The following is a 24,688-nucleotide window of genomic DNA, read 5'->3' as shown; positions in this document are numbered from 1 at the left end:
TTCCGGCGCGCAACGCCGACGGGCCCCGGGCCGGACCTTTGGGGTCCGGGCCGGGGCCCGCTGGGTGTGGCTCGGGCCGTCAGACGGTGACGGTGGCCAGGGCGGCCTCGGAGTCGAGGACGCCGGCGACGGCCTGGAGGACGGCGGCGATCTTGATCGAGGTCTGGATGACCTCGCGCTCGACGCCGGCCTTGCGGAGCACGGCCTCGTGCGAGTCGAGGCACTGGCCGCAGCCGTTGATGGCGGAGACCGCGAAGCACCAGAGCTCGAAGTCGATCTTCTCGACGCCCGGAGTGCCGATGATGTTCATCCGCAGGCCGGCCCGCATGCTGCTGTACTCCTTGTCGGAGAGCAGGTGCGTGGTCCGGTAGTAGACGTTGTTCATCCCCATGATCGCGGCCGCGCCCTTGGCGGCGTTGTACGCCTCCGGGGAGAGGTTGGCCTTGGCCTCGGGCTCCAGCTCGCGCAGCACCGCGGCGCTGCGGGTGGCCATCGCGCAGGAGAGCACGGTGCCCCAGAGCTGCTGGGCGGGGAGGTCGGAGTTGCCGATGACCGCGCTCAGGTTGAGCTTGAGGTCCTTGGCGTAGTCCGGGAGGGCGGACTTCAGGTCGTCGAGGGCCATGGTGGTCAGCCCGCCAGCAGGGCCTGGGCGTCGAGGGTGTCCTCGCCCTTGGTCCAGTTGCACGGGCACAGCTCGTCGGTCTGCAGGGCGTCGAGCACCCGCAGGACCTCCTTGGGGTTACGGCCGACGGAGCCGGCGGTCACCATGACGAACTGGATCTCGTTGTTCGGGTCGACGATGAACACCGCGCGCTGGGCGGTGCCGTCGGCGGCCTCGACGCCGCAGGCGCGCATCAGGTCGTGCTTGACGTCGGCCAGCATCGGGAACGGCAGGTCGCGCAGGTCCTTGTGGTCCTTGCGCCAGGCGTGGTGCACGAACTCGGAGTCGCCGGAGACGCCGAGGATCTGGGCGTCACGGTCGGCGAACTCCTCGTTCAGCTTGCCGAACGCGGCGATCTCGGTCGGGCAGACGAAGGTGAAGTCCATCGGCCAGAAGAAGACGATCTTCCACTTGCCCTCGTAGGACTTGTGGTTGATCTCGGCGAAGGCGTTCGCGGCGTCCAGGTCGACGCAGGCGTTGAGTTCGAACTCGGGGAACTTGTCACCGATCGTGAGCACGTTCGCTTCTCCTGAAGTGAGACTGAGGGGAGTTTGTCCGGATTGCGGACACGTCCTACGATTCCACATCGTGGACTGATCAGGGAAATAGCTAGACTCGATGTGTCTGATCGGAGAGAGTTATCAATACCCCCACGCCCCCCTCCCGCCCCAGGCCCCGCAGGGCCGTCGCGCCCAAACCCGAGACCCCTGTGGCAAGCGCCACAGTCCGCGGACCGCGTACGCCGACGGTCGCCCAGCTCAGGGCCTTCGTCGCGGTGGCCGAGCACCGGCACTTCCGGGAGGCGGCGGCGGCCACCGGGACCAGCCAGCCGGCGCTGTCGGGGGCGGTCGCGGCGCTGGAGGAGTCGCTCGGCGCGCAGCTGGTCGAGCGTACGACGCGGAAGGTGATCGTCACTCCGCTGGGGGAGCGTGTGCTCGACCACGCGCGCCGGGTGCTGGCCTCCCTGCAGGGGCTCACCGAGGAGGTCGAGGCCGCCCGCCGGCCGTTCACCGGCCCGCTGCACCTCGGCGTCATCCCGACCGTGGCCCCGTACCTGCTGCCGGACGTGCTGCGCCTGGTCCGCGACCGCTACCCCGAGTTGGAGCTGCACGTCCACGAGGAGCGCACGCCCTCGCTGCTGGAGGGGCTGGCCGGCGGACGGCTCGACGTCCTGCTGCTCGCGCTGCCGGCCGGCGGCGGCTCGCCGACCCGGGACGTCCCGCTGTTCGACGAGGACTTCGTCCTGGTCACCCCGCCCGACCACCCGCTCGCCGGGCGGGTCGACGTCCCCCGGGACGTGCTGCTCGACCTGGACGTGCTGCTGCTGGAGGAGGGTCACTGCCTGCGCGACCAGGCCCTCGACATCTGCCGCGAGGTCGGCGCCGATCAGGCCGGCGGCTCCACCACCCGGGCGGCCGGCCTCTCCACCCTGGTCCAGCTGGTCGCCGGGGGCCTCGGCGTCACCCTGCTGCCCGCCACCGCGCTGGACGTCGAGGCGGGCCGCACCGACCGGCTGGCCGCCGTCCGCTTCGCCGCCCCCGCGCCGGGCCGCCGGATCGGGCTCGCCACCCGGCCGGGTTCGGCCCGCAGCGCCGAGTACGACCGCTTTGCCGGGTCGCTGCGCGAGGTGCTGGCGGAGCTGCCGGTCCGGATCGTCGGGTCGTAGCGGCGCCGGCCCGGGGCGGGCGGCCGAGGGCGGGTCACGGGCGGCCGAGGGCTGGTCGTCGGCGGCCGTTCAGGGGCGGGGCGCGCGTGCCGCCCCGGCTCGGGCCACCCGCGTGCCGCCCGTCGCGGGCTCAGGCCGCCCGTGCCGGCGTGCCCAGGCAGAGTCCGACGGTGGTGGCGACCAGCAGGTCCAGTGCCCGCAGTGCCTCCTCGTCGGGTTCCGCGTGGTCGGCCCGGAGCACCAGGTGGCGGCCGCACAGGCCGTCGAAGCCCGCCAGGAACTGGATGGCGACCTCGCGCGCGGGCAGGGCCAGCGTCAGGCCGTGCGCGTCGGCGAGGGCGGTGAGCATGGCTGCCGCGATCCGCTCGGTCTCGCCCTGGAGTCCGCGGATGATCTCCTGCAGCTCGGGGTCGCGCATCGCCAGCGTCTCGACCTCGGCCAGCAGGATGCACCGGCCCGGCTCGGCGACGGTGCTGGTCCAGAGCGCGTGCACCAGCGTCCGCACCTGCTCCCCGAACGGCCCGTCGCCGGGGGAGGCGGCGTGCACCTGCTCGATGAAGTCGGCCATCAGCTGCTCGGTGACGGCCCGGTAGAGGTCCTTCTTGGTGCCGAAGGTGTAGTGCACCGTCGCCTGTGCCACGCCCAGCTCGGCCGCGATCGCACGGGTGCTGCCGGCGGCGACGCCCTCGCGGCTCATGAGGTCGATCGCGGCCCGGATCAGCTGCGGGCGTCGTTCGGAGGCGGGGACGTGGGCCATTGACTCAGGGTATCGCCATGGTCAAGCAACGTGGTCGAGTGAATTGGTCATCCACTCCTGTCGCTCGACTTTGTCACTTGAACAACTTGCGCGTACCGTGGGCCGGGACCTGTTCAGGCACCTGCCTGCCCGACCGATCAGACCGAGGGGTCACCCATGGCCACGTACCTCTACCGACTGGGCCGCTACTGCTTCCGGCGAAGGCGGGCCGTGCTGGCCGTCTGGATCGCGGTGCTGATCGCGGTCGGCGGCGCCGCCGGGGCGTTCGCCGGCAAGACCAGCGAGGAGTTCAAGGTCCCCGGCACCGAGGCGCAGAGCACCCTGGACCGGATCAAGGGCACCTTCCCCGAGCAGGGCCACGGCTCGGCGCAGGTGGTCTTCGCCGCCGGCGGCCCCGGCGGGATCACCGCACCGGAGGCCGCCAAGGCCGTCACCGAGGCGGTCGGCCGGATCGCCACCGCTCCCGGCGTCTCCGCCGCGCCCGATCCGTACGCCGCCGGCGCGGTCTCGCCGGACGGCCGGGTCGCGATCGCCCTGGTCTCCTTCGACCACAAGCTCGGCGACATCACCGAGCAGCAGCGCGACGCGGTGAAGGCGGCCGCCGAGCCGGCCCGCGCGGCCGGGCTGACCGTGGCCTTCGGCGGCGACGCGTACAACAAGATGGCGCAGGTCGATGGGGGCGAGGCGGTCGGGCTCGCGGTGGCCGGGGTGGTGCTGGTGATCACCCTCGGGTCACTGGTCGCCGCCGGGCTGCCGCTGCTGACCGCCCTGGTCGGCATCGGCGTGGCGATGGCCGGGCTGCTCGCACTCTCCGGCTCGTTCGAGATCATCAGCACCGCGCCGGTGCTCGCGCTGATGGTCGGCCTGGCCGTCGGCATCGACTACGCGCTGTTCATCCTCTCCCGGCACCGCCGCCACCTCGCCGAGGGCCTGGAGCCGGACGAGGCCGCCGCCCGCGCCAACGCGACGGCCGGCAGCGCGGTGGTCTTCGCCGGCCTGACCGTGGTCGTCGCCCTCGCCGGGCTGGCCGTCGCGGGCGTGCCGTTCCTGACCGTCATGGGCCTGGCCGCCTCCGGCGCCGTGGTGGTGGCGGTACTCGTCGCGATCACCCTGCTGCCCGCGCTGCTCGGCTTCGCCGGCCGTGGCATCGACCGGCTGCCGGTCTGGCAGCGCGCGGTGCGGCCGTCGGGGAGGACGACCCTCGGCGAGCGCTGGGCGACGTTCGTGGTGCGCCGGCCGCTGGCCGTCCTGCTCGCCGGGCTGACCGCGCTGACCGCCCTCGCGGTGCCCGCGGCCAGCCTCAGCCTGGGCCTGCCCGGCGGTGGCTCGCAGGCCGCCGGCACCGATGCCCGCAAGGCGTACGACCTGATCAGCGACGGCTTCGGCCCCGGTTTCAACGCGCCGCTGGTGGTGGTCGTCGACGCCAAGGGCGCGGCGCAGCCGGAGCAGGCGGTGCAGGGCGTGGCGGCGAAGCTGGGCTCGCTGAAGGGCGTGCAGACGCTGCTGCCGCCGGCCGTCGACGGACCCAGCCGGACGACGCTGCTGACCGTCATCCCGCGCACCGGCCCGGACCACGCCGACACCAGGCAACTGGTCAACGAGATCAGGGACCAGCGCGACGGGCTCCAGGCCGCGACGGGCGCGCGGATCGACGTCACCGGCACCACCGCCGCCAACATCGACGTCTCCGCCAAGCTCGGCGACGCGCTGCCGCCGTTCGTCGCGGTGATCGTCGGCATCGCGGTGGTGCTGCTGGCCCTGGCCTTCCGCTCGGTCCTGGTGCCGCTGAAGGCGGTGGCCGGCTTCCTGCTCAGCATCACCGCCTCGCTCGGCGCCGTCGTCGCCGTCTACCAGTGGGGCTGGCTGGACGGGGTGATCGACGTGCCCAAGGTCGGCCCGGTGGTGAGCTTCGTGCCGATCCTGCTGATCGGGGTGCTCTTCGGGCTGGCGATGGACTACGAGCTGTTCCTGGTCTCCGGGATGAAGGAGCACCACGTGCACGGCATGGCGCCGCGGGACGCGGTGGTCGCGGGGGTGAAGAACGGCGCGCGGGTGGTCACGGCGGCGGCGCTGATCATGGTGTCGGTGTTCGGCAGCTTCGTCTTCGGCCACGACCCGATCGTCCAGCCGATCGGCTTCGCGCTGGCGGTGGGCGTGCTGGTGGACGCCTTCGTGGTGCGGATGGCGCTGGTGCCGGCCGCGATGGCGCTGTTCGGCCGGGCGGCCTGGTGGTTCCCGAAGAGCCTGGAGAAGGTGGTGCCGCGGGTGGACATGGAGGGCGAGCAGCTGATGGCCGGGCTGGAGCGGCCCTCCGGCGAGCCCGTGAAGACCCCCGAGCGGGTCTGAGCCCACCGCATCACCGCATCACCACCGCACCACTGCATCACCACCGCACCATCTCGCGGCACTCGCGGCACTCGCGCGGCTCCCGGCGGTCTCGCCGGGGGCCGCGTCCCGTCACGGCAGCCGTTGCTCGAACCAGACCACCTTGCCGGTGCCCAGCCGGGTGGCACCCCAGCGCTCGGCGCAGCGGGCCACTATCTGCAGCCCGCGCCCGCGTTCGTCCTCCGGCCCGGTGCGCCGCGGACGCGGCAGCAGCGGGCTGTCGTCCCCGACCTCGCACCGCAGCCGGGTGGTGCGGACCAGGCTCAGGGTGACCGGCCGGGTGGCGTGCTGGACGGCGTTGGTGACCAGCTCGCTGACCATCAACTCGGTCGCCTCGCTGAGCCCTTCGAGCCCCCAGCGGCGCAGCGTGTGGGCGGCCAGCCGGCGTGCCCGCCCCGGGGTCTCGTTGCGCGGCTGGAGGTACCAGTGCGCGACGTCGCCGGCCGGGATGCCGTCGAAGCAGGCGGCGAGCAGCGCGATGTCGTCGCCGCGGTCGCCCGGCGGCAGGATCCGCAGGGCCTCCTGGCAGAGCTGCTCGGGGGCCTGCGGCTGCACGGTGGCGAGGCGGGCGCGGAGCAGCTCCAGCCCGTCGCTGATCGGGCGGTTGCGGGTCTCGACCAGGCCGTCGGTGAAGAGCAGCAGTGCGGAGCCGGGCGGGGCGGGCAGTTCGACGGAGGAGAAGTCGACACCGCCGACGCCGATCGGTGCGCCCGAGTCCAGCTCCAGCAGCTCGGCCGTGCCGTCCGGCCGGACCAGTACCGGCGGCACGTGTCCGGCGTTGGCGAGCACCACCCGGTTGGCGATCGGGTCGTAGACCGCGTACACGCAGGTGGCCAGGTGCTGTTCGCGGCCGAGCCGTTGGGCCTGCTCGTCGAGGTGGTACAGCACCTCGTGCGGCGGCAGGTCGAGCGCGGCCAAGGTCTGTGCGCTGGTGCGGAGTTGGCCCATGATGGCGGCAGAGGTGAGCGAGTGGCCCATCACGTCGCCGACGATCAGCGCCACCCGGTTGCCGGGCAGCGGAACGGCGTCGTACCAGTCGCCGCCGACCTGGGCGCCGCGCTCGCCGGGCAGGTAGCGCTGGGAGAGCCGGACGCCGTGCGGCTGGGGGAGGCGCAACGGCAGCATGCTGCGCTGGAGTTCGTTGGCTATCTCCCACTCGCGGGCGTACCGCAGCGCGGTGTCGACGGCCAGGCCGGCCTGGGTGGTGAGGTGGGCGGCGGTCGCGGTGTCGGCGGCGTCGAAGCCGGGGCGGCCGGTCCTCTCGGGCGGCCGGCGGATCAGCACCAGCAGGCCCAGGACGGCCTTGCGCCCGCGCAGCGGCAGGGCGAGCACGGAGCTGCCGGCACCGAGCCGGGCCAGCCCGCGGGCGCCGTACAGCTCGCGCAGCAGCTCGGTGGTCCGCTCGGTGGCGCGGTCGGTCGTCCCGTCGTCCCGGCCCGCCGTGCCGAGGACGGCGGCCTCGGCGGGGCGGCGGCTGAGCAGGGTGTGGGCGAGCGCGCCGCCCCGGGTGACCGGCGTGGCGGGTCCGGTGTCGGCGGTCGAGCGCGAGCCGTACCGGCTGCCGTGCCGGGACCCGCGGTGGTCGCCCCCGGCGGTGGGCCGGCCGCGGCGGCCCAGCCGGGTGCCCAGGCTGTGGTGGATCCGCAGCTCGTCGGGGAACCCGGGCTCGCGCTCGACGTTGGGCAGCGGGTCGCGCAGGTGGACGATGGCGGCGTCGGCGAGGGTCGGCACCAGCACCCGGCAGATGTTGCGCAGCGTCGCCGCCAGGTCGAGGGCGCTGTTGACCCGCCGGGTGGCGTGGTCGAGGAGGGCGAGGCGCTCGGCGACCTCACCGGAACCGGTTTCGCGAGGTGGCGGGCGGCGTTGGCCCGGAAGGGCAGGCGGCTGTCCGGCCTCGGGTTTGAGCTGGTCGCGCACGGCTGCCTGTCCTGGGAGTGGTGTCGGGTGCTGGTGTTTCCGGGTGCGCTGGTCTCAGCCGACGCGTCGACAGCGCAGGAACAGTTGCTCCTCCGGCGGCAGCGAGGTGCTGGCCGGCGCGTACGAATACCCCGACCGATCCTCGACGGCGAACCCGGCCTCCACCAGAACCCGTTCCAGATCCTCGCGCAGATACCCGCTGATCCGCAGCTCCCGTCCGAGGAACGGGAGTGGAACGTGATCCAGGTCCGCCTCGACCATACCGAGCGCCAGCAGCCCGCCGGGCCGCAGGAGCTCGCGCAGCCGGGCGAGCACGACGGGGATCTCGTCCTGGGGGAGCAGGATGAGGGAGAAGAACGCGGTGACGGCGGCGAACCCGCCGTGCCCGGCCGGGCCGAGCGACGGGACGTTCCAGGCGTGGCCGGCCCGGTCGGTGGCCAGGTCGTACATGTCGATGCGGTGGAACTCGGGCGGGTACGGGTACGGGCCGTGCTGCCCGGTGCCGCGTGCCAGCGTGAGCATCACGTCCGAGAGGTCCACGCCGGTGACGCGCATTCCTGCGGCGGCGAACTGGCGGACGGTCGGGTCGCCGGTGCCGCAGCCGATGTCCAGCACGGTGGCGCCCGGTTCGAGTTGTGCCAGCAGCCGGCGCCCGCAGGCGAGCTGGCCGTCCTTGGCGGGGAAGGCCTCGGCGTAGCCGGCGCCGATGGTGTCGAAGGCGACCGCCTGCAGGGCGCGCTCGGCACGCCGGTGCAGTACGTCGGGCTCGTCACCGCCGTCCGCGTCCTCGTCGAGGGGGAACGGGTCGGATATCTGTCCGGTCGTCACGATTGAGAGGCACCTTTCCACCCGGGCCTCCGGTCGGCTGTACTCGGCGTACGAGGCCGGGCCGCCGTTCGTCCCGGCGCCCGTGCTGCCTCGCCGGCCCGCTGCCGGTGGCGGTACGTCACGCTCCCCGCGTCACACTGACTGCACTCTGACACCCGACTGCACTCAGACACTCTGCGCAGAGACGTTCCGTGCGCGGATACGGCTCCGCGCACAGGGACACTCTGCACCGTGGGGACGCCGCCGCGCCGCCGTTTCCGGATGCTCTGCCGGATAAGTGCACTCATGTGTGTACTGGCATCTGAGAATATGCGTGATCACTCCGTCATGGGGTCCGTTTCCGGCCAACTCGTGACAGTTGGGCGCTGGGACCCGGGTTGCGGAAGCACGGGGTTGCGGGCCGGGGTGGTGCGTCTGGGCGCCGCGCGCCGCACGGTGCGCTGTCACTGTGGGCCTGACCTGCGATTTTCCGCTGCGCCAGGCTGACAATCCGACGTTTATTGAACGTCAATCGGTCCGGTGCACAGTGGAGTCCAGCGCCGGGGAAGCGTTGAGGGTGCTCCCGCAGCCGGGGGGCTGCGGGAGCACCGAACGCTCATGGGGGGAGCCTCCCGTCGGGGGACGGAGGCTCAGGGCGCGGGGGGAGAGAGGGGCTCGGTGTGCTGCTGGGAGATGAGGTCCGCCACGGGGGAGGCCTCCGGCACACCGAGCCGCGTGAAGACGACGTGCGCCTCCTGGAGACACGCCAGCCCGCGCGCCGGCTGCGCGAGCCCGAGCAGCGCCTCGCCGAGCGCGGCATTGGCCAGGCCCTGGCAGTAGGCGGAGTCCATCTCCAGCCCGATGGCGAGGGACTCCTCGGCCGCCTCGGCTGCCTCGGCGTGCTGGCCGGCGGCGAGCAGGGCTGAGGAGAGGCGCGCGAGCGTGTAGCCCTCGCGGAGGCGGTTCTGCTGCGACTGGTAGAGCCGGTGAGCCTCGCGCAGATGCCCGACGGCGGTACCGGGCTCGTCGGTGGAGGAGAGAACGACCCCGAGCTGGTACAGGGTGTCGGCCAGGCACGGGCCGTTCTTGGACGCGCGCGCGGTGGCGACGGCGTCGGTGACCGAGCGGACGGCGGTCTCGGTCTGCCCGAGCCCCAGCTGGGCGCGGGCGATGTTGCCGAGCAGCCGGGCCTCGCCGATCGGCGTACCCACCACACGACTGATCGCGAGTGCCTGCTCGAAGAAGGGCAGTGCCTCGGCGGAGCGGCTGGCCAGGCTGAGGATGATGCCCAGGGTGTTGGCGGCAGCCGACTGGAGCACCGTCATGTCGTCGGCGTCCTGGAGGCTGAGGCTCTTGCGCAGCGACTGCTCGGCACTCTGGAAGTCGTTGGTGATCGACTGCAGCGTGCCGAAGGCGAAGTGAACGCGGGCCAGGGCTGCCGAGTCCCCGTAGACCTCGGCGTTCCGGGCCGCGGTTTCCAGCATCCGACGCACGCGGGACCCATGGGTCGGGTCCTCCACCAGGCTGTCCAGGACGATCAGCAGGTCGACAGCGGGCCGCAGCAACTCGCTAGGCCCCTGGACGGCCGCCTCGACCGAGCTGAGCAGCAGCGCGATCTCGGTGCGCAGCCACTCCTGGGCAGATTCGCTCGTGAGCAGGACGAGGCCGGTCGAGTCGGGATCGTTCAGCGGCTCGGGTAGCTGGTCATCGGGCTCGATCGCCTGCGCCGCGTTGCGAACGGTCGCCAGGAGCAGGTCGAGAAGGCGTCGGACGGCGGCCTGCTGTTCGGCGAGGTCCCCGGTCCGTTCGTTCTGCCGCTGGGCGTAGAGCCGGAGCAGGTCGTGGTAGCGGTAGCGGCCCGGCGTGAAGCACTCCAGCATGTTGGCTTCGACCAGCGCTTCGGCGAGGTCCTCCGCCTCGGAGACGTCGACGCCCAGAACCTCCGTCACGGCTGCGAGCGGGAGATCGGGCGAGTCGACGAGGGAGAGCAGCCGAAAGGCGCGGGCCTCGGAAGGGGAGAGCTGCCCGTAGCCCAGTCCGATGGTGGTTTCCACTGCCAGGTTGCCGAGTTGGAGCTCGTCCAGACGGCGCCGTTGATCGGCTAACCGACGGGCCAGGTCCGAGACACTCCACCGGGGCCGGCTGGCCAGCCGGGCCGCCGCGATGCGGACGGCCAGGGGGAGGAAGCCGCAGGCCGTGACGACTGCCATCGCGGCCTCGGGTTCGGCCGCGACGCGCAGCTCGCCGACGATGGCCGAGAAGAGCGCCAACGCCTCCTCCGGCGTCAGCTCCTCGACGTCCACCAGGTGTGCGCCGGGCATCCCGGCGAGTCGGGATCGGCTGGTGGCGAGTACGGCACACCCGGACACACCCGGGATGAGAGGCCGGATCTGCTCGGCGTCCTGGGCGTTGTCGAGCAGGATCAGCATGCGTCGGCTGGCGAGCAGCGACCGGTAGAGAGCGGCGCGCTGGTCGAGGGAGTCGGGGCTTTCGGTGACGCCGAGCACATGCAGGAAGTCACCGAGGACCACGGCGGGGTCGGCCGGTGAGGCGCCCGCGCCCCGGAGATCGACGTACAGCTGCCCGTCCGGGAACTCGGCGCGGACCCGGTGTGCCACGTGCACGGCGAGGGTGGTCTTCCCCACGCCGCCGATGCCGGCGAGTGAGGTGACGACGACCGCCTGTCCGGTGGCGTTCATCAGCACGGCGGAGAGGTCGGCCACCAGGGCGGTCCGCCCGCTGAAGTCCGACACATCGGCGGGAAGCTGGGCCGGAGCCGGCGGCCCGGCGACGCTGTCCTCACGCGTAGTGGGGGCGGGAGCGGCCGCGACCGGAGCCGTCAGCGCGGGGTCGGCCGCGAGGATGCGCGAGTGCATGGCGGACAGCCCGACACCCGGCTCGACGCCGAGTTCGTCGATCAGGAGTTTGCGGGTGTCGGTGTAGACACCCAGCGACTCGGCCTGCCGCCCGCAGCGGTAGAGCGCGAGCATCAGCAGTTCGCGCAGCCGCTCACGCAGTGGGTGCTCGGCGGTGAGTGAGTTCAGCTCACCGACCACTTCGGCGTGCTGGCCGATGTCGAGTGCGACGGCGCACCTCTCCTCGGCCACCGCGATCTGGCGTTCGGCCAGCCGCAGGCGCTGGGCCTCGGCGTACGGTCCGGGGACGCCGGTCAGCGGGCGGCCGCTGAAGAGGCCGAGGGCCTGGAGGAGCAGACGGTGTGCCTCGTGCAGGTCGCCGGATGCCCGGGCTGCCGCGGCCTCGGCGGCGAGCTTCTCGAACACCGCGACATCCAGGGCTTCGCCGGGGATGTGGAGGGCGTAGCCGTCGGCCACCGAGACGAGCAGTTCGGCCGGCCTGCGGACCTCGCGCTTCGGTTCGATGACGGACCGCAGGCGGGAGACGTAGGTACGCAGGGCGGCGACGGCCTGGGTGGGTGGCCGGTCACCCCAGAGACCGTCGACGAGGTCCTGTGCGGTGACGGGGTGTCCCGCGCGCAGCAGGAGAGTGGTGAGGACCGCCTGTTGCTGGGGCGAGCCGAGTGCGAGGGGCTTGCCGTCGAGCCATGCCTGGACAGGACCGAGTACCTGGAAGCGCAGCGCCGGTGCGGGCGGCGTCTCCCGAAACTCCATGAAGTCCCCCGATGGCCTGTGGTGTCGATTCCGCGAAGGGCGCTCGGCGGTCCGCCGTGTAGCGGCTTCAGCTTAGGCGGAGGGCCGACTCTGCCGGACGGCACGGCAAGCCGCACGATGTTTATCGGACATTTAATCAACCCTACGATACTGGCGACGCGCCCGCGCCAAGCCGGTGGGGCTGAAGACATTTGATGACCGAAAGGCGGCCGCCCATGGCCAACAACCAGAGCGAGACCCCCGCGCCGACCACGCCGGCCCAGGAGACCGCTGTGGAGGCGGGCAAGGCTGTCGAGGGTGCGGTGGCCGCCTCCTCGAACCCGGCCGAGTACACCGAGCCGACCGCCGGCCAGAAGGCGGACCTTGAGGACGACCTGTTCGGTGGCGAGTCCGAGCGCGTGGTGGAGCCCGTCACCCCGGCCACCGGCAAGCCGGGCGAGGTCTACGAGCCGCAGGGCATTATCGCCAGCCACCCGTAATCGTGTGCGGACCAGTGCCCTGCACCCCACGAGTCGTGGGGTGCAGGGCATTCGTCGTCATTGATGTGAAACGGCGCTGATTGGTCGAATCACCGGAGAAATCGCTGCATATGGCGAACTGTCCGACGGTTCGCAGTGGCTCACCCGCGCGTCGGGATTTTGTTCGCGCTCAGTCGCGATAGACGGTCGAGCGGTGTCCGACCCGGATCACGAGGATCAGCGGCGCCCCGTTGTTGACCGTGGAGACGGCCCGGTGGTCGCCGACCCGGAGCCGACGGTACTCGGGGCTGCCCACCAGGGCGGTCGTGTTGACGCCGAACGGGTCCGACTCCAGTTCGGCGAGCCTGCGCAGGACGGTGATCGCCGTGGCGCGCAGGAGCTTGTGCGTAACGGGTGTCCCGTGTGTACACATGCTCCATCCGTTCGCGCGCCCCTCACGCCACCTGGCTCTCGTTGAGGCGGGAGTTCCTGTTGCGGGCGGCGAGCCGGGCGTGCAGGCGGGCGTGGGGGTCGTCGGCCGGGTCGGGGTCGGGGTCGTCCGGGGCCGGGCCGACCTGGTCGGGCCGGGTCGTCCACTCGCGGCCGCCGGCGGTCGGGCGCAGGTAGTGCTCGCCGCCGAGGGTGTCCATGTAGACGCCGGTGCGGCCGGTCCTGGTGTCGAGGACGAGTTCGCCCACGCGCGGCCGGTAGGCCGGGGCGGAGTCGCGCTTACGGGTGCTCACCGCAGTGCTCCCTTGCTCTGGTACGGGCGTGGCGGTGGCTGCGCCGGCCCTGGTCGCTGTCGTGGCTCGGTTTCTGCTCGGCGACTACCCAGCATCTCTAGAGAAGCTAATATCTCTAGAGATGTCAACGGTCGTACCAGTCCTATCGGCTTACCGGTGGGTGTGGTCGCGCCTACGATTTCCAGCGAGGAAGAGGGAGAGTGCGATGGTCGGCAGCAGTGGCGAGAAACAGCCCAAGTACCAGCGGATCGCCGACACGCTCAAGGCGGCCATCGACGCCGGCGAGTACCGTGCCGGCGACCGCCTCCCCGGCGAGAACGACCTCATGGACGAGTACGGCGTCGCCCGGATGACCGCGCGTCAGGCGCTCGGGGTGCTGCAGAGCGAGGGTATCGCCGAGGCGCGCAGGGGCGCGGGGGTCTTCGTGCGCGACTTCCGGCCGCTGCGCCGGCGCGGGATCCAGCGGCTCGCCCAGGGGCAGTGGGGGTCGGGCCGGTCGATATGGTCGGCGGACATCGACAGGCGGACGCTGGTCGTGGACCAGGTCTCGGTCACCGAGCAGGGGGCGCCGGAGCACGTGGCGCGGGTGCTCGGGGCCGATCCGGGTGCGCCGATGTGCGTGCGCCACAGACGCTTCGTGCTGGACGGCAAGCCGGTGCTGCTGTCGACGTCCTACCTGCCGGCCGGCCTGGTCGCGGGGACGGCGATCACCCGCGAGGACACCGGCCCGGGCGGGACGTACGCGCGCCTGGCGGAGATCGGTGCGAAGCCGGTGCACTTCCGCGAGGAGGTCCGCTCCCGCATGCCCAGCGCCGAGGAGAGCGCCCGGCTGGAGCTCTCGGCGGGCACGCCGGTGATCCTGATCTGCCGCACGGCCTTCGCCGACGAGGGCCAGGTCGTCGAGCTGAACGAGATGACGCTCGACGCGGCCTCCTACGTCCTGGAGTACGACTTCGACGCGTGAACGAGCCTCCCGGTCCCGGGCCTCCCGGCCCCGTCGGACGGGCCGCCGGTCGGCCGAACCCGGACCGCCCCGGTCGCAGGGGTGCGGCCGGGGCGGTCCGAGGGGGCGGGAGTGACTACTCCTTCGAGCGCACCCGCAGGTTGGTGATCAGCGGGCCCTCGGTGGTCTCGCGGAAGAAGTCGTTGCCCTTGTCGTCCACCACGATGAACGCGGGGAAGTCCTCGACCTCGATGCGCCAGACGGCCTCCATGCCCAGCTCGGCGTACTCCAGGACCTCGACCTTCTTGATGCAGTCCTGGGCGAGCCGGGCCGCCGGGCCGCCGATGGAGCCGAGGTAGAAGCCGCCGTGCGCGGCACAGGCGTCGGTCACCTGCTTGGAGCGGTTGCCCTTGGCCAGCATGACCATCGAGCCCCCGGCCGCCTGGAACTGGTCGACGTAGGAGTCCATCCGGCCGGCCGTGGTGGGGCCGAAGGAGCCGGAGGCGTAGCCCTCGGGGGTCTTGGCCGGGCCGGCGTAGTAGACCGGGTGGTCCTGGAGGTACTTGGGCATGCCCTCGCCGGCGTCCAGGCGCTCCTTGATCTTGGCGTGCGCGATGTCGCGGGCGACGACCAGGGTGCCGGTGAGCGAAAGCCGGGTCTTGACCGGGTACTTGGACAGCTCGGCGCGGATCGAGGACATCGGCTGGTTGAGGTCGACGCGCACCACGTCGTCGTCGAGGTGTTCGTCGGTGGTGTCCGGCAGGTACTTCGCCGGGTCGGTCTCCAACTGCTCCAGGAAGACGCCCTCGGCGGTGATCTTGCCCAGTGCCTGGCGGTCGGCGGAGCAGGAGACGGCCATCGCGACCGGCAGCGAGGCGCCGTGGCGCGGCAGGCGGACGACGCGCACGTCGTGGCAGAAGTACTTGCCGCCGAACTGCGCGCCGATGCCGATCTTCTGGGTCAGCTCGGTGACCTTGGCCTCCAGCTCCAGGTCGCGGAACCCGTGCCCGGTCTTGGCGTTGCCCTCGGTCGGCAGGTGGTCCAGGTAGTGCGCGGAGGCGTACTTGGCGGTCTTCAGCGCGAACTCGGCGCTGGTGCCGCCGATCACGATCGCCAGGTGGTACGGCGGGCAGGCGGCGGTGCCGAGCGAGCGGATCTTCTGCTCCAGGAACGAGAGCATGCTCGCCTCGTTCAGGATGGCCTTGGTCTCCTGGTACAGGTACGACTTGTTGGCGGAGCCGCCGCCCTTGGCCATGAACAGGAACTTGTAGGCGTCGCCGTCGGTCGCGTACAGCTCGATCTGGGCCGGCAGGTTGTTGCCGGTGTTCTTCTCGTCCCACATGGTGACCGGGGCCATCTGCGAGTAGCGCAGGTTCAGCTTGGTGTACGCGTCGTACACGCCGCGCGCGATGGAGGTCTCGTCGCCGCCCTGCGTCAGCACGTTCTGGCCGCGCTTGCCCATGACGATCGCGGTGCCGGTGTCCTGGCACATCGGCAGGATGCCGCCGGCCGAGATGTTGACGTTCTTCAGCAGGTCCAGCGCGACGAAGCGGTCGTTGGGGCTGGCCTCCGGGTCGTCCAGGATGCGGCGCAGCTGGGCGAGGTGGGCGGGCCGGAGGTAGTGCGAGATGTCGTGCATCGCCTCGGCGGTGAGCAGCCGCAGGGCCTCGGGCTCGACCTGGAGGAAGGTGCGACCGCCGGCCTCGACGGTGGAGACACCCTCGGAGGTCAGCTTGCGGTACGGGGTCGGGTCAGCGCCCAGGGGGAGGAGGTCGCTGTACTCGAAGTCTGGCGTGGGAGCCATGGGGGCGGTCCTTAGGTTTCCAGTGTGTCCGGCTGCGTCGGCGAAGCACCCTCAAGGGTAGGACCCGGCGAAACGTCGCACGCGGACAGGTCGGCCTGCGTGACCGGCGTCACTCGGACGCGTGTGCGGGCTCGCCCCGGTGGCTAGGCTTGGCCCGTGGACAACACGCCGTCGAGCGACGACCAGGGGCAGCCGCCCGTACCGATGACCAAGCCGGAGGCGAAGCGGCCCGCCCGTGCCGACCACGCCCCGGTGCCGGAGGCCGAGATGAGGGCCTCGGACGCCGACCGCGAGCGGGTGGCGGAGCTGCTGCGCGACGCCTACGCCGAGGGCCGGCTGGACGCGGAGGAGCACTCCGAGCGGATCGGGGCCGCGTACGGGGCCAAGACGCTGGGCGACCTCGCGCCGCTGACCAGGGACCTGCCGGCGCACCGGTCGATCTCCTTCGAGAAGCCCCCGCTGGGCGAGCCGGGCGGGCGCCCGGACGGTCCGGTGCGGCTGCCGGCGCGGCACGAGGCGCCGACCATGGTCGCGGTCTTCGGGGCCGCCGCCCGCAAGGGCCGCTGGCGGGTCGGCTCGCAGCTGCGGGCGGTGGCGGTGTTCGGCGGGATCGAGATCGACCTGACCGATGCCGTCTTCGAGTCGCCGGAGGTGGTCATCGACGTGGTGTCGATCTTCGGCGGGGTCGAGATCAGGGTGCCGGAGAACGTCAGCCTGATCGGCGGCGGCGTCGGCATCTTCGGTGGTTTCGACGTCAAGGAGCGGATCGCCGCCGACCCGTACGCGCCGGTCGTCCGGGTCAAGGGCATGGCGGTGTTCGGTGGTTGCGAGGCGCGGCCGCGCAAGGGCAAGAAGCTCAAGGAATGGGTGCGCAAGCAGCTCGGCACCGAGTAGGCCGGGCCGGCCCCGGAGGCCGGAAGTGTGCCCGGGTGGGAGCAACTCCCGCCCGGGCACTCGCCGTTGCGCCGGGTGCACTCTGTAGTCGATTGCGTGCAGTGTGCATGAATCGCGGTCCGGCGGGGTAGTTCCTCTCGCACATCGCTTCTTGTACGGCTGTGCACCGGAGGCGGCCTGAGGCCGGCTCGGGGGGTGAAGAGCGGGGGCTCGCAGCCGGGCAGGGGTGCGAAATTCCCCGTGTCCGAGAGCCTCGTCAGGAGTACGGCCGTGCTGCATCCGATCGAGTCCCGCCCCACATCGCCCCTTGCCGCCGCGCAGGTGCTGGAGCGCCGGCCCGGCGCCCAGCCGCAGGGCGACGACGATCCCTGGCACACCGGCGCGGCCTGCCGCAGGGACGAGGTGGGGCTGTTCTTCGCGCCCTCCAAGGAGCCCACTGCGGCCCGGCTTTCGCGCGAGGAACAGGCGAAGCAGGTCTGTGCGCGCTGCCCGGTGCTGCTGGAGTGCCGGGAGCACGCGCTCGCGCAGCCGGAGCCGTACGGCGTGTGGGGCGGACTGACGGCGGCCGAGCGCCGGGTGGTGCTGGCCCGCAGGCGGCGCCGGGAGACGGAGCTGCGGGAGGCGTCCCGCCCGCGCCGGATAGCGGGCTGAGCGGGCTGAGCGGGCCGAACGGGCTGAGCAGGCCGGACGGGTCGGACAGGCCCGGGCGGGACGGGCGCGGGGCGCTGGGCACTGGCCGCTGAGCGAGGGCCCACAGCCACCTCGGCACCCGCAGCCACCTCGGCGCCCGCGTACGCCGACGCCCGCACACGCCGACGCCCGCGCAGCTCTGCCCCCGTACGGGTCGGCCCCCGCCGCACCTCAACGTCCGCACCGGCACCCGCTCGCAGCAACACCCACGGTGCACCAACGCCCACGTGCACGAACGCCCGCGGCCTCGGCGAAGGGGGATTTCGCCGAGGCCGCGGGCGTGGCCGTCGCGGGTGCGTCCGGGGTCAGTTGGCGCGGTCGAAGTCGATCGCGCTGTAGGCCCGCAGCTTGGACAGCTTGTGGGTGGAGTGGATCTCCCGGATGGTGCCGCTCTTGGAACGCATGACCAGCGAGCTGGTGGTGGCGGTCTCCTGGCGGTAGTGGACGCCGCGCAGCAGCTCGCCGTCGGTGATGCCGGTGGCGACGAAGAACACGTTCTCGCCGCTGACCAGGTCGTCGGTGGTGAGGACGCGGTCCAGGTCGTGGCCGGCGTCGAGGGCCTTCTGGCGCTCGGCCTCGTCCTTGGGCCAGAGGCGGCCCTGGATGACGCCGCCCATGCACTTCATCGCGCAGGCGGCGATGATGCCCTCGGGGGTGCCGCCGACGCCCATCAGCAGGTCGACGCCGGTGCCCTCGCGGGCGGCCATGATGGCGCCGGCGACGTCGCCGTCGGAGATGAACTTGATCCGGGCGCCGGCCTCGCGGATCTCCTTGACCAGGCCCTCGTGGCGCGGGCGGTCCAGGATGACGACGGTGACGTCCTCCACGGCGCTGCCCTTGGCCTTGGCGACGCGGCGGATGTTCACGGCGGCCGGGGCGGTGATGTCGACGAACTCGGCGGCCTCCGGGCCGGCGACGAGCTTGTCCATGTAGAAGACCGCGCTGGGGTCGAACATCGTGCCGCGGTCGGCCACGGCGAGCACCGCGACGGCGTTGTTCATGCCCTTGGCGGTCAGGGTGGTCCCGTCGACCGGGTCCACCGCGACGTCGCACTCGGCGCCCGTGCCGTCGCCGACCCGCTCGCCGTTGTAGAGCATCGGGGCTTCGTCCTTCTCGCCCTCGCCGATGACGACGACACCGTTCATCGAGACGGTGGAGACGAGCGTGCGCATGGCCTTGACGGCGGCGCCGTCGGCGCCGTTCTTGTCGCCACGGCCGACCCAGCGGCCGGCCGCCATGGCGGCCGCCTCGGTGACCCGGACGAGTTCGAGCGCGAGGTTCCGGTCGGGAGCCTCGGGCGCGACCTCCAGGGCGCTGGGGAGGTTGTGCGGGTACTGCGTGGTCATCGTCGTTACCTCTCTGTACGCGACGGCCAGTGAGCGCCCGACTACTGCCAGGTCGAACGCCGTGGTGAGGGTCCTGCGATCGTATCTGCCCACGAGATGACTGTCTGTGGCGCGGGTCGCCGCCCCCTGCCGGAAACATCGGGTTTGCCCCCGTTCACCCGTACGCGGCACCCCGGGTGTCGGTGGCCGGGGCCGGATGAGTCACCATGTGGGGGTGGCTGGAGAGAGCAGAGGCATGAGGGGCCGGCAGACGGTACGGGACATGGTCCTGTCGATGCTGGCGGTCGGCGCCGTGGTCTGGATCGGGTACCTGTTCCTGCCGCACGACGCGAACGGTGACGGGGTCCACACGAAGGAGTACCGGGTGGCCGCGGCCTCGGCGAAGCGTGCCGCGCCGTACGCCCTGCTCGTCCCGGAGGGCCTCTCCGACAAGTGGCGGGCCACCTCGGTGACCTACGACCCGGCGACGCTCGGCAAGGGCAAGGGCAATGCCTGGCACCTGGGCTTCGTGACCCCGGCCGGCCAGTACGCGGCGATCGAGCAGAGCGACGTCGCCCGCGACATCCTGCTCGACGCGACGGTGGCCGGCGGCAAGCCGGACGGCACCTCCGAGGTGGCCGGGCAGTCCTGGGAGCGCCTCCAGGGCCCCAAGGCGCGCGCCCTCACGATCCAGACCGGCGGCGCCACCACGGTGCTCACCGGCACCGCCTCCTACGAGGAGCTGGCCGAGCTGGCGCAGGCCCTCAAGTAGCCCCGGACGTACGAGAAGGGCCCCGCGCCGGACGGAACCGGCGCGGGGCCCTTCTGTACGCGTCTGCACGCGTCACCGCATCAGACGGTGGTGACGACCTCGTCGTAGGCCAGGCGCGGCGAACGCGGGAACCAGGCGTCCTCGCCCGGCTTGCCGATGTTGACCACGGCCAGCACCGAGTGATCGCCGTTGCCGAAGAACTCCTTGTTGATGGCGGCGGCGTCGTAGCCGGTCATCGGGCCGGCGGCCAGACCGGCGGCGCGCACGCCGATGATGAAGTAGCCGGCCTGGAGGGCGCCGTTCATCGAGGCGGAGGCCTCGCGGACCGGGCGCTCGGTGAAGAACATGTCCTTGGCCTGCGGGAAGTGCGGCAGCTGGGTCGGCAGCTCCTCGTGGAACTCGTTGTCCACGGCCAGGATGGCGACCAGCGGGGCGGCGGTGGTCTTGGCCTTGTTGCCGTCCGCCATGTGCTGCACGAGACGCTCGCGGCCCTCGGCGGAGCGGACCAGGACGACGCGCAGCGGCTGCTGGTTGAAGGCGGTCGGGCCGAACTTGACCAGGTTGTAGATGGCCTGGATCTGCTCGTCGGAGACCGGCTCGTCGGTGAAGGTGTTGGCGGTGCGGGCCTCGCGGAAGAGCAGGTCCTGAGCGGCGGCGTCGAGTACCAGGGCGTCGGTGGTCATGCTTGTCTGCACCTCATGCGTCATTCGGGACGGGGTTCGTCTGGACGACCGGCCGGGCCGATCACAGGTTCCCAACATGTGTGAACATTCAACTGTTCCCTGTGTCCATGTGATGTGCATCACCCGTCCGATGCCCGGTCTGCCCGTCCGGCGCCCGGCCTGCCCGTCCTACTCGCCGGCGGGCCCGTCCTCCTCGGCCGCCAGCGCGGCGTCCAGCCGGGCCCGGGCGCCGTCCAGCCAGCGCTGGCAGACCTTCGCCAGCTGCTCACCGCGCTCCCAGAGCGCCAGCGACTCCTCCAGCGACGTGCCGCCGTTCTCCAGCTGCCGGACCACCTCCAGCAGCGCGTCCCGGGCGTGCTCGTACCCCAGCGCGTCGTCCGGTGTTGCGGGAACGGCCTGTTCCTCCTGCTGATCTGCCATGTCTCTCCTTACGGTAGGCCGCGCCTTCAGGTCGCGAGGAAAAGCATCGTTCGCCCCCGGGGTCGTCGAACGGCGCGTCAGGCTGCGGCCCTGCCCTCGGGCGGTGGCCCTCGGGCAGTGGATCAGGGCCTGGCCGTCAAGGTTCTCCGGAGCCGGGTGAGAGGCCGCCCCGTCCACGGGGCGGAGGAGCCACGGGAGCCAGCGTAGGGGCTGGCACCAACAGCCGACCGCCCGCCGGGCGGTCGGAGCGCCCCGCACGTCGGCAACGGCGGCGAGGAGCCCGCCCGCCGGCGCTCCCACCGCGTGCCGACGCTCCTACCGGGCCGGGTCCTGCGCCCGGGCCGGGTCCTGAGCCCCGGCCACCGTCACGCCGAAGCCGCCGCCCGCCACCCGGGCGTGCAGCGCGTCGCCGGCCGCCACCTGTGCCGGGTCGGTCACCACGGTGCCGTCGGCCCGCTGGAGCACCGCGTAGCCGCGCTCCAGGGTGGCCGAGGGGGAGAGTGCGACCACCCGGGCCAGGGTGTGCCCGAGGTCGCTCTGCGCGTGGTCCAGCCGGTGCCCGAGGGTGCGGCGGGCCCGCTCCAGCAGGGCCGCCACCTCCTGGCCGCGCCCGTCCAGCATCCGGTGCGGCACGGCGAGCGCCGGGCGGCTGCGGACGCCGTCCAGCCCGTGCTGCTCCCGGTCGACCCGGCCGAGGACGTGCCGCCGGGCCCGGTCGCGCAGGTTCCGGATCTTGGCCAGCTCCTCGCCGACGTCCGGGACCACCCGTTTGGCGGCGTCGGTCGGGGTGGAGGCGCGCAGGTCGGCGACGAAGTCCAGCAGCGGCTGGTCGGGCTCGTGGCCGATCGCGCTGACCACCGGCGTCCGGGCCGCCGCGACCAGCCGCACCAGCCCCTCGTCCGAGAACGGCAGCAGGTCCTCGACGCTGCCGCCGCCGCGGGCCACGATGATCACGTCGACCTCGGGGTGCTCGTCCAGCTCCCGCACCGCCGCGCTCACCCGTTCGACCGCGCTGACGCCCTGCACGGGGACGTTGCGCACCTCGAAGCGGACGGCGGGCCAGCGCCGCCGGGCGTTCTCCAGGACGTCCCGCTCGGCCGCCGAGCCGCGCCCGGTGACCAGCCCGACGCACTGCGGCAGGAACGGCAGCGGCCGCTTCCGGTCGGCCGCGAACAGGCCCTCCCCGGCGAGCCGCCGCTTCAGCTGCTCCAGCCGGGCCAGCAGCTCGCCCAGCCCGACCAGCCGGATCTCCGCCGCCCGCAGCGAGAGCTGGCCGCGTGCCGCGTACCACTCCGGCTTGGCGTGCACGACGACCCGCGAGCCCTCCTGCACCACGTCCGCGACCTGGTCGAAGACCGAGCGGAAGCACGTGACCGTCAGCGACACGTCGGCCTGCGGGTCGCGCAGCGTCAGGAACACCACGCCCGCGCCCGGCCGCCGGCTCAGCTGGGTGATCTGCCCCTCCACCCAGACCGCGCCGAGCCGGTCGATCCAGCCGCCGATCAGTGCGGAGACCTTGCCGACCGGGAGCGGGGCTTCGGGGGAGCTGGTGTTGGCCATGCGTACGAGGCTAGCGGCGCGCGCCGACACCGCCAGACCCGCGGCCGCGCTCCCCGGTGCCGTCGCCCTACCGGCGGATTCCCACGGCGGAGGTGCCCTGCACGACGAGGACGAGAAGCCCCACGCCCAGCCAGACGGCGCCCGTGATCTGCGCCGTCCGGGAGGCCTCGTAGACCACCGCCCCGATCACCGCGATGCCCAGCACCGGCACCACCACGTGCCGCAGCCAGTCCCGCGAGCCGTGCTTCACCGCGTACCAGCCGATGACCGAGGCGTGCAGCAGGGCGAAGCCGGTCAGCGCGCCGACGTTCACCACCGAGGTCAGCTGGTCCAGGCCGTCGTCCCGGTCGGCCGCCCAGACCGCCGCCCCCATCGTGATCACCGCCGCCACCAGCAGCGCCCGGCGCGGCACCGCGGTGGCCGGGGCCACCGTGGCGAGGGCCCGCGGCAGCCGTCCGTCCCGGCTCATCGCGTAGACCAGCCGCCCGGCCGCCGCCTGCCCGGCCAGGGCCGCGAACGCCGCGCCGACCGCCTTGCTGGCGGCGACCAGGACGTGCAGCCAGTGCCCGACGCCGCTCTCCACCGTGTCGTAGAAGGCCGAGCCCTGGGCGGCCGGGTCGGCGGCCAGCTGCTGCGGGGTGGCCGGCTCCAGCAGCGCCGCCAGGTAGGTCTGCGCCACGAACAGGACGCCGGCCAGCACCAGGCACCAGAGCAGGGCCCGGGCCACCGCCGCCGAGGCACCGACCGCCTCCTCCACGAAGGTCGCGATCGCGTCGAAGCCCAGGTAGGAGAGCACCGCCACCGAGACCGCGGAGATCACCGCGGTCAGCGAGAAGCCGCCGACCGCGGTGAGCGGCGTCTCCCAGCCGCGCTGCGCGCCGTCCCGGCCCAGCACCACCGCGGCCGCCACCAGGAACACCGCGAGCACCGCGACCTCCATCACCAGCACGGCGAGGCCGGCCACCGCCGCCGTCCGCACCCCGGCCAGGTTGAGCGCGGTGGTCACCACGACGGCCAGCGCCGTCCACACCCAGCGGGACACGTCCGGCACCAGCGAGTGCAGCGCGATGCCGGAGAACAGGTACGCCACCGCCGGGATCAGCAGGTAGTCGAGCATCACCATCCAGCCGGCGACGAACCCGGGCGCCTCGCCCAGGCCGGCCCGCGCGTACGCGAACACCGAGCCGGTCTGTGGCACCGCCCGCACCATCTGGGCGTACGAGAAGGCGGTGAAGCCCATCGCGACGGTCGCCACCAGGTAGACCGCGGCCACCGCGCCGTGGCTCTTGGCGTCCAGCACGCCGAACACGCCGACCGGTGCCATCGGGGCGATGAACAGCAGCCCGTACACCATCAGGTCGCGGACACCCAGGCTGCGCCGCAGGCCGCCGGCTTCGACTCGCTCGCTCATAACTTCCACATTTGAGCATCGGCGGCCGTTTCCGGTCCGAACGCGGCGCCCGTCGGCGCGGCTTGCCTCCGCCCGTACGATGGAGCCATGTCCAACACCGCGCAGCGCCGTGTCCTGCTCGCCGCCCCCCGGGGCTACTGCGCGGGCGTCGACCGCGCCGTGATCGCCGTGGAGAAGGCCCTGGAGCAGTACGGGGCGCCGATCTACGTCCGGAAGCAGATCGTCCACAACAAGTACGTGGTGCAGACCCTGGAGAAGCAGGGCGCGATCTTCGTCGACGAGACGGAGGAGGTGCCCGAGGGTTCGATCGTGGTCTTCTCCGCGCACGGCGTCGCGCCGTCCGTCCACGACGAGGCCAAGGCCGGCAAGCTCGCCACCATCGACGCCACCTGCCCGCTGGTCACCAAGGTGCACAAGGAGGCCGTCCGCTTCGCCGACGAGGGCTTCGACATCCTGCTGGTGGGCCACGAGGGCCACGAGGAGGTCGTCGGCACCATGGGCGAGGCCCCGGACCGGATCCACCTGGTGGACGGCGCCGAGGACGTCGCCAACGTGGAGGTCCGCGACGAGTCCAAGGTCGTCTGGCTCTCCCAGACCACGCTCTCGGTGGACGAGACCATGGCCACCGTCGGCGAGCTGAAGAAGCGCTTCCCGCTGCTGGTCAGCCCGCCCAGCGACGACATCTGCTACGCCACCCAGAACCGCCAGGTCGCCGTCAAGCAGATGGCGCCCGAGACGGACCTGCTGATCGTGGTCGGCTCGAAGAACTCCTCCAACTCCGTCCGCCTGGTCGAGGTCGGCCTGGAGTACGGCGCCAAGGCCGCCCACCTGGTGGACTTCGCCGAGGAGATCCAGGAGTCCTGGCTGGAGGGCGTCACCACGGTCGGCCTGACCAGCGGCGCCTCGGTGCCGGAGATCCTGGTCGAGGGCGTCCTGGACTGGCTGGCCGCCCGCGGCTACGGCGACGTGTCGACCGTCAAGACCGCCGAGGAGCACCTGACCTTCTCGCTGCCCAAGGAGCTCCGCCGCGACCTGCGGTCCGAGGCCGCCGGCAAGCTGTAGACCCGACCCTCCGGAGAGCCCGGCGCCTTGTGGGCGCCGGGCTCTCCGCTGTGCGCGGCCGGGTGGGCTCTCGTAGTTTTGTGCCCAGGTGTGCACAGGCT

Annotated in this window: 22 protein-coding genes; 8 read left to right on the top strand and 14 right to left on the bottom strand. The window is 72.4% G+C overall.

The genetic code is table 11. The features are described from left to right. Positions 1–79: 79 nt before the first annotated feature. Both C2142_RS15060 and C2142_RS15055 read right to left on the bottom strand, forming a co-directional pair. Positions 80–622, bottom strand: a complete 543-nt coding sequence (locus C2142_RS15060; RefSeq protein ID WP_148643115.1) for an alkyl hydroperoxide reductase — start codon at positions 620–622, stop codon at positions 80–82. A 5-nt stretch (positions 623–627) separates the two neighbouring features. Further along, positions 628–1,179 (bottom strand): peroxiredoxin, encoded by a 552-nt coding sequence (locus tag C2142_RS15055; protein WP_148643114.1) that lies wholly within the window; start codon positions 1,177–1,179, stop codon positions 628–630. A 191-nt stretch (positions 1,180–1,370) separates the two neighbouring features. On the opposite strand from C2142_RS15055, the gene C2142_RS15050 reads away from it, so the two are divergent. Beyond that, a complete protein-coding gene (locus C2142_RS15050) occupies positions 1,371–2,327 on the top strand; it encodes a LysR substrate-binding domain-containing protein (RefSeq protein WP_241002590.1) in 957 nt (318 codons plus the stop codon). 130 nt (positions 2,328–2,457) lie between these two features. Here the strand turns inward: C2142_RS15050 and C2142_RS15045 are convergent, their stop codons facing one another. After that, the gene (locus C2142_RS15045) at positions 2,458–3,084 is read right to left on the bottom strand and encodes a TetR family transcriptional regulator (protein ID WP_148643112.1); all 627 of its coding nucleotides are present in this window, start codon (positions 3,082–3,084) and stop codon (positions 2,458–2,460) included. A gap of 156 nt (positions 3,085–3,240) precedes the next feature. Between C2142_RS15045 and C2142_RS15040 the strand changes: the two genes are divergently transcribed. Continuing rightward, a complete protein-coding gene (locus C2142_RS15040) occupies positions 3,241–5,430 on the top strand; it encodes an MMPL family transporter (protein ID WP_148643111.1) in 2,190 nt (729 codons plus the stop codon). Positions 5,431–5,541: 111 nt separating this feature from the next. On the opposite strand, the gene C2142_RS15035 is transcribed toward C2142_RS15040, so the two are convergent. The 3 genes from C2142_RS15035 to C2142_RS15025 all read right to left on the bottom strand — a co-directional run bounded on the left by C2142_RS15035 (position 5,542) and on the right by C2142_RS15025 (position 11,822). Continuing rightward, positions 5,542–7,386, bottom strand: a complete 1,845-nt coding sequence (locus tag C2142_RS15035) for an ATP-binding SpoIIE family protein phosphatase (protein WP_148643110.1) — start codon at positions 7,384–7,386, stop codon at positions 5,542–5,544. A 54-nt stretch (positions 7,387–7,440) separates the two neighbouring features. Further along, on the bottom strand, positions 7,441–8,142 hold the full coding sequence (locus tag C2142_RS15030) for a class I SAM-dependent methyltransferase (protein WP_148644799.1): 702 nt from the start codon (positions 8,140–8,142) through the stop codon (positions 7,441–7,443). A gap of 701 nt (positions 8,143–8,843) precedes the next feature. Continuing rightward, positions 8,844–11,822: an AfsR/SARP family transcriptional regulator gene (locus C2142_RS15025; protein ID WP_148643109.1), complete on the bottom strand. Its 2,979-nt coding sequence runs from the start codon at positions 11,820–11,822 to the stop codon at positions 8,844–8,846. Between the two features lie 215 nt (positions 11,823–12,037). Between C2142_RS15025 and C2142_RS15020 the strand changes: the two genes are divergently transcribed. Then, the gene (locus tag C2142_RS15020; protein ID WP_148643108.1) at positions 12,038–12,301 is read left to right on the top strand and encodes a hypothetical protein; all 264 of its coding nucleotides are present in this window, start codon (positions 12,038–12,040) and stop codon (positions 12,299–12,301) included. A 169-nt stretch (positions 12,302–12,470) separates the two neighbouring features. Here C2142_RS15020 and C2142_RS15015 read toward each other — a convergent pair whose 3' ends face one another. Then, entirely contained in the window at positions 12,471–12,713 is a 243-nt protein-coding gene (locus C2142_RS15015; RefSeq protein WP_148643107.1) for a type II toxin-antitoxin system RelE/ParE family toxin, read from the bottom strand. Positions 12,714–12,735: 22 nt separating this feature from the next. Continuing rightward, positions 12,736–13,023 (bottom strand): hypothetical protein, encoded by a 288-nt coding sequence (locus C2142_RS15010; RefSeq protein WP_148643106.1) that lies wholly within the window; start codon positions 13,021–13,023, stop codon positions 12,736–12,738. A gap of 205 nt (positions 13,024–13,228) precedes the next feature. Here C2142_RS15010 and C2142_RS15005 point away from each other — a divergent pair, with 205 nt between their 5' ends. Further along, positions 13,229–13,987, top strand: a complete 759-nt coding sequence (locus tag C2142_RS15005) for a GntR family transcriptional regulator (protein WP_148643105.1) — start codon at positions 13,229–13,231, stop codon at positions 13,985–13,987. 115 nt (positions 13,988–14,102) lie between these two features. On the opposite strand, the gene C2142_RS15000 is transcribed toward C2142_RS15005, so the two are convergent. Then, positions 14,103–15,770 (bottom strand): fumarate hydratase, encoded by a 1,668-nt coding sequence (locus tag C2142_RS15000; protein ID WP_148643104.1) that lies wholly within the window; start codon positions 15,768–15,770, stop codon positions 14,103–14,105. 156 nt (positions 15,771–15,926) lie between these two features. On the opposite strand from C2142_RS15000, the gene C2142_RS14995 reads away from it, so the two are divergent. Continuing rightward, positions 15,927–16,664, top strand: coding sequence for a DUF1707 domain-containing protein (locus C2142_RS14995; RefSeq protein WP_241002589.1), 738 nt, complete (start codon positions 15,927–15,929; stop codon positions 16,662–16,664). A 321-nt stretch (positions 16,665–16,985) separates the two neighbouring features. Continuing rightward, on the top strand, positions 16,986–17,315 hold the full coding sequence (locus tag C2142_RS14990; protein ID WP_206671008.1) for a WhiB family transcriptional regulator: 330 nt from the start codon (positions 16,986–16,988) through the stop codon (positions 17,313–17,315). Between the two features lie 344 nt (positions 17,316–17,659). Here the strand turns inward: C2142_RS14990 and glpX are convergent, their stop codons facing one another. Continuing rightward, the gene (gene glpX / locus C2142_RS14985; RefSeq protein ID WP_148643103.1) at positions 17,660–18,700 is read right to left on the bottom strand and encodes a class II fructose-bisphosphatase; all 1,041 of its coding nucleotides are present in this window, start codon (positions 18,698–18,700) and stop codon (positions 17,660–17,662) included. Positions 18,701–18,896: 196 nt separating this feature from the next. Here glpX and C2142_RS14980 point away from each other — a divergent pair, with 196 nt between their 5' ends. Then, positions 18,897–19,451, top strand: a complete 555-nt coding sequence (locus C2142_RS14980; protein ID WP_346766379.1) for a DUF4245 domain-containing protein — start codon at positions 18,897–18,899, stop codon at positions 19,449–19,451. 80 nt (positions 19,452–19,531) lie between these two features. Here the strand turns inward: C2142_RS14980 and C2142_RS14975 are convergent, their stop codons facing one another. The 4 genes from C2142_RS14975 to C2142_RS14960 all read right to left on the bottom strand — a co-directional run bounded on the left by C2142_RS14975 (position 19,532) and on the right by C2142_RS14960 (position 23,525). Continuing rightward, complete coding sequence (locus tag C2142_RS14975; RefSeq protein ID WP_148643101.1) at positions 19,532–20,134, bottom strand: malonic semialdehyde reductase; 603 nt, start codon at positions 20,132–20,134, stop codon at positions 19,532–19,534. A 168-nt stretch (positions 20,135–20,302) separates the two neighbouring features. Continuing rightward, the gene (locus C2142_RS14970; RefSeq protein WP_148643100.1) at positions 20,303–20,554 is read right to left on the bottom strand and encodes an exodeoxyribonuclease VII small subunit; all 252 of its coding nucleotides are present in this window, start codon (positions 20,552–20,554) and stop codon (positions 20,303–20,305) included. 315 nt (positions 20,555–20,869) lie between these two features. Then, positions 20,870–22,114: an exodeoxyribonuclease VII large subunit gene (gene xseA / locus C2142_RS14965; RefSeq protein ID WP_148643099.1), complete on the bottom strand. Its 1,245-nt coding sequence runs from the start codon at positions 22,112–22,114 to the stop codon at positions 20,870–20,872. A gap of 67 nt (positions 22,115–22,181) precedes the next feature. Then, complete coding sequence (locus tag C2142_RS14960) at positions 22,182–23,525, bottom strand: APC family permease (RefSeq protein WP_148643098.1); 1,344 nt, start codon at positions 23,523–23,525, stop codon at positions 22,182–22,184. Positions 23,526–23,612: 87 nt separating this feature from the next. On the opposite strand from C2142_RS14960, the gene C2142_RS14955 reads away from it, so the two are divergent. Beyond that, entirely contained in the window at positions 23,613–24,587 is a 975-nt protein-coding gene (locus tag C2142_RS14955; RefSeq protein WP_148643097.1) for a 4-hydroxy-3-methylbut-2-enyl diphosphate reductase, read from the top strand. Positions 24,588–24,688: the final 101 nt, after the last annotated feature.

Origin of the sequence: Streptomyces sp. CB01881 (assembly GCF_002953255.1) — a bacterium.
In the GTDB taxonomy this organism is placed as follows: Bacteria; Actinomycetota; Actinomycetes; order Streptomycetales; family Streptomycetaceae; genus Kitasatospora.
The sequence above is the reverse complement of the archived record's forward strand: the minus strand, read 5'-3'. Positions and strand labels throughout refer to the sequence as shown.

Bases quoted from the DNA above. Each gene is read 5' to 3' on its own strand.
- C2142_RS15060 (WP_148643115.1), bottom strand. From the start codon at position 622: ATGGCCCTCGACGACCTGAAGTCCGCCCTCCCGGACTACGCCAAGGAC.
- C2142_RS15045 (WP_148643112.1), bottom strand. From the start codon at position 3,084: ATGGCCCACGTCCCCGCCTCCGAACGACGCCCGCAGCTGATCCGGGCC.
- C2142_RS15040 (WP_148643111.1), top strand. From the start codon at position 3,241: ATGGCCACGTACCTCTACCGACTGGGCCGCTACTGCTTCCGGCGAAGG.
- C2142_RS15025 (WP_148643109.1), bottom strand. From the start codon at position 11,822: ATGGAGTTTCGGGAGACGCCGCCCGCACCGGCGCTGCGCTTCCAGGTA.
- C2142_RS15020 (WP_148643108.1), top strand. From the start codon at position 12,038: ATGGCCAACAACCAGAGCGAGACCCCCGCGCCGACCACGCCGGCCCAG.
- C2142_RS15015 (WP_148643107.1), bottom strand. From the start codon at position 12,713: ATGTGTACACACGGGACACCCGTTACGCACAAGCTCCTGCGCGCCACG.
- C2142_RS15005 (WP_148643105.1), top strand. From the start codon at position 13,229: ATGGTCGGCAGCAGTGGCGAGAAACAGCCCAAGTACCAGCGGATCGCC.
- C2142_RS15000 (WP_148643104.1), bottom strand. From the start codon at position 15,770: ATGGCTCCCACGCCAGACTTCGAGTACAGCGACCTCCTCCCCCTGGGC.
- glpX (WP_148643103.1), bottom strand. From the start codon at position 18,700: ATGACCACGCAGTACCCGCACAACCTCCCCAGCGCCCTGGAGGTCGCG.
- C2142_RS14980 (WP_346766379.1), top strand. From the start codon at position 18,897: ATGAGTCACCATGTGGGGGTGGCTGGAGAGAGCAGAGGCATGAGGGGC.
- C2142_RS14975 (WP_148643101.1), bottom strand. From the start codon at position 20,134: ATGACCACCGACGCCCTGGTACTCGACGCCGCCGCTCAGGACCTGCTC.
- C2142_RS14970 (WP_148643100.1), bottom strand. From the start codon at position 20,554: ATGGCAGATCAGCAGGAGGAACAGGCCGTTCCCGCAACACCGGACGAC.
- xseA (WP_148643099.1), bottom strand. From the start codon at position 22,114: ATGGCCAACACCAGCTCCCCCGAAGCCCCGCTCCCGGTCGGCAAGGTC.
- C2142_RS14960 (WP_148643098.1), bottom strand. From the start codon at position 23,525: ATGAGCGAGCGAGTCGAAGCCGGCGGCCTGCGGCGCAGCCTGGGTGTC.
- C2142_RS14955 (WP_148643097.1), top strand. From the start codon at position 23,613: ATGTCCAACACCGCGCAGCGCCGTGTCCTGCTCGCCGCCCCCCGGGGC.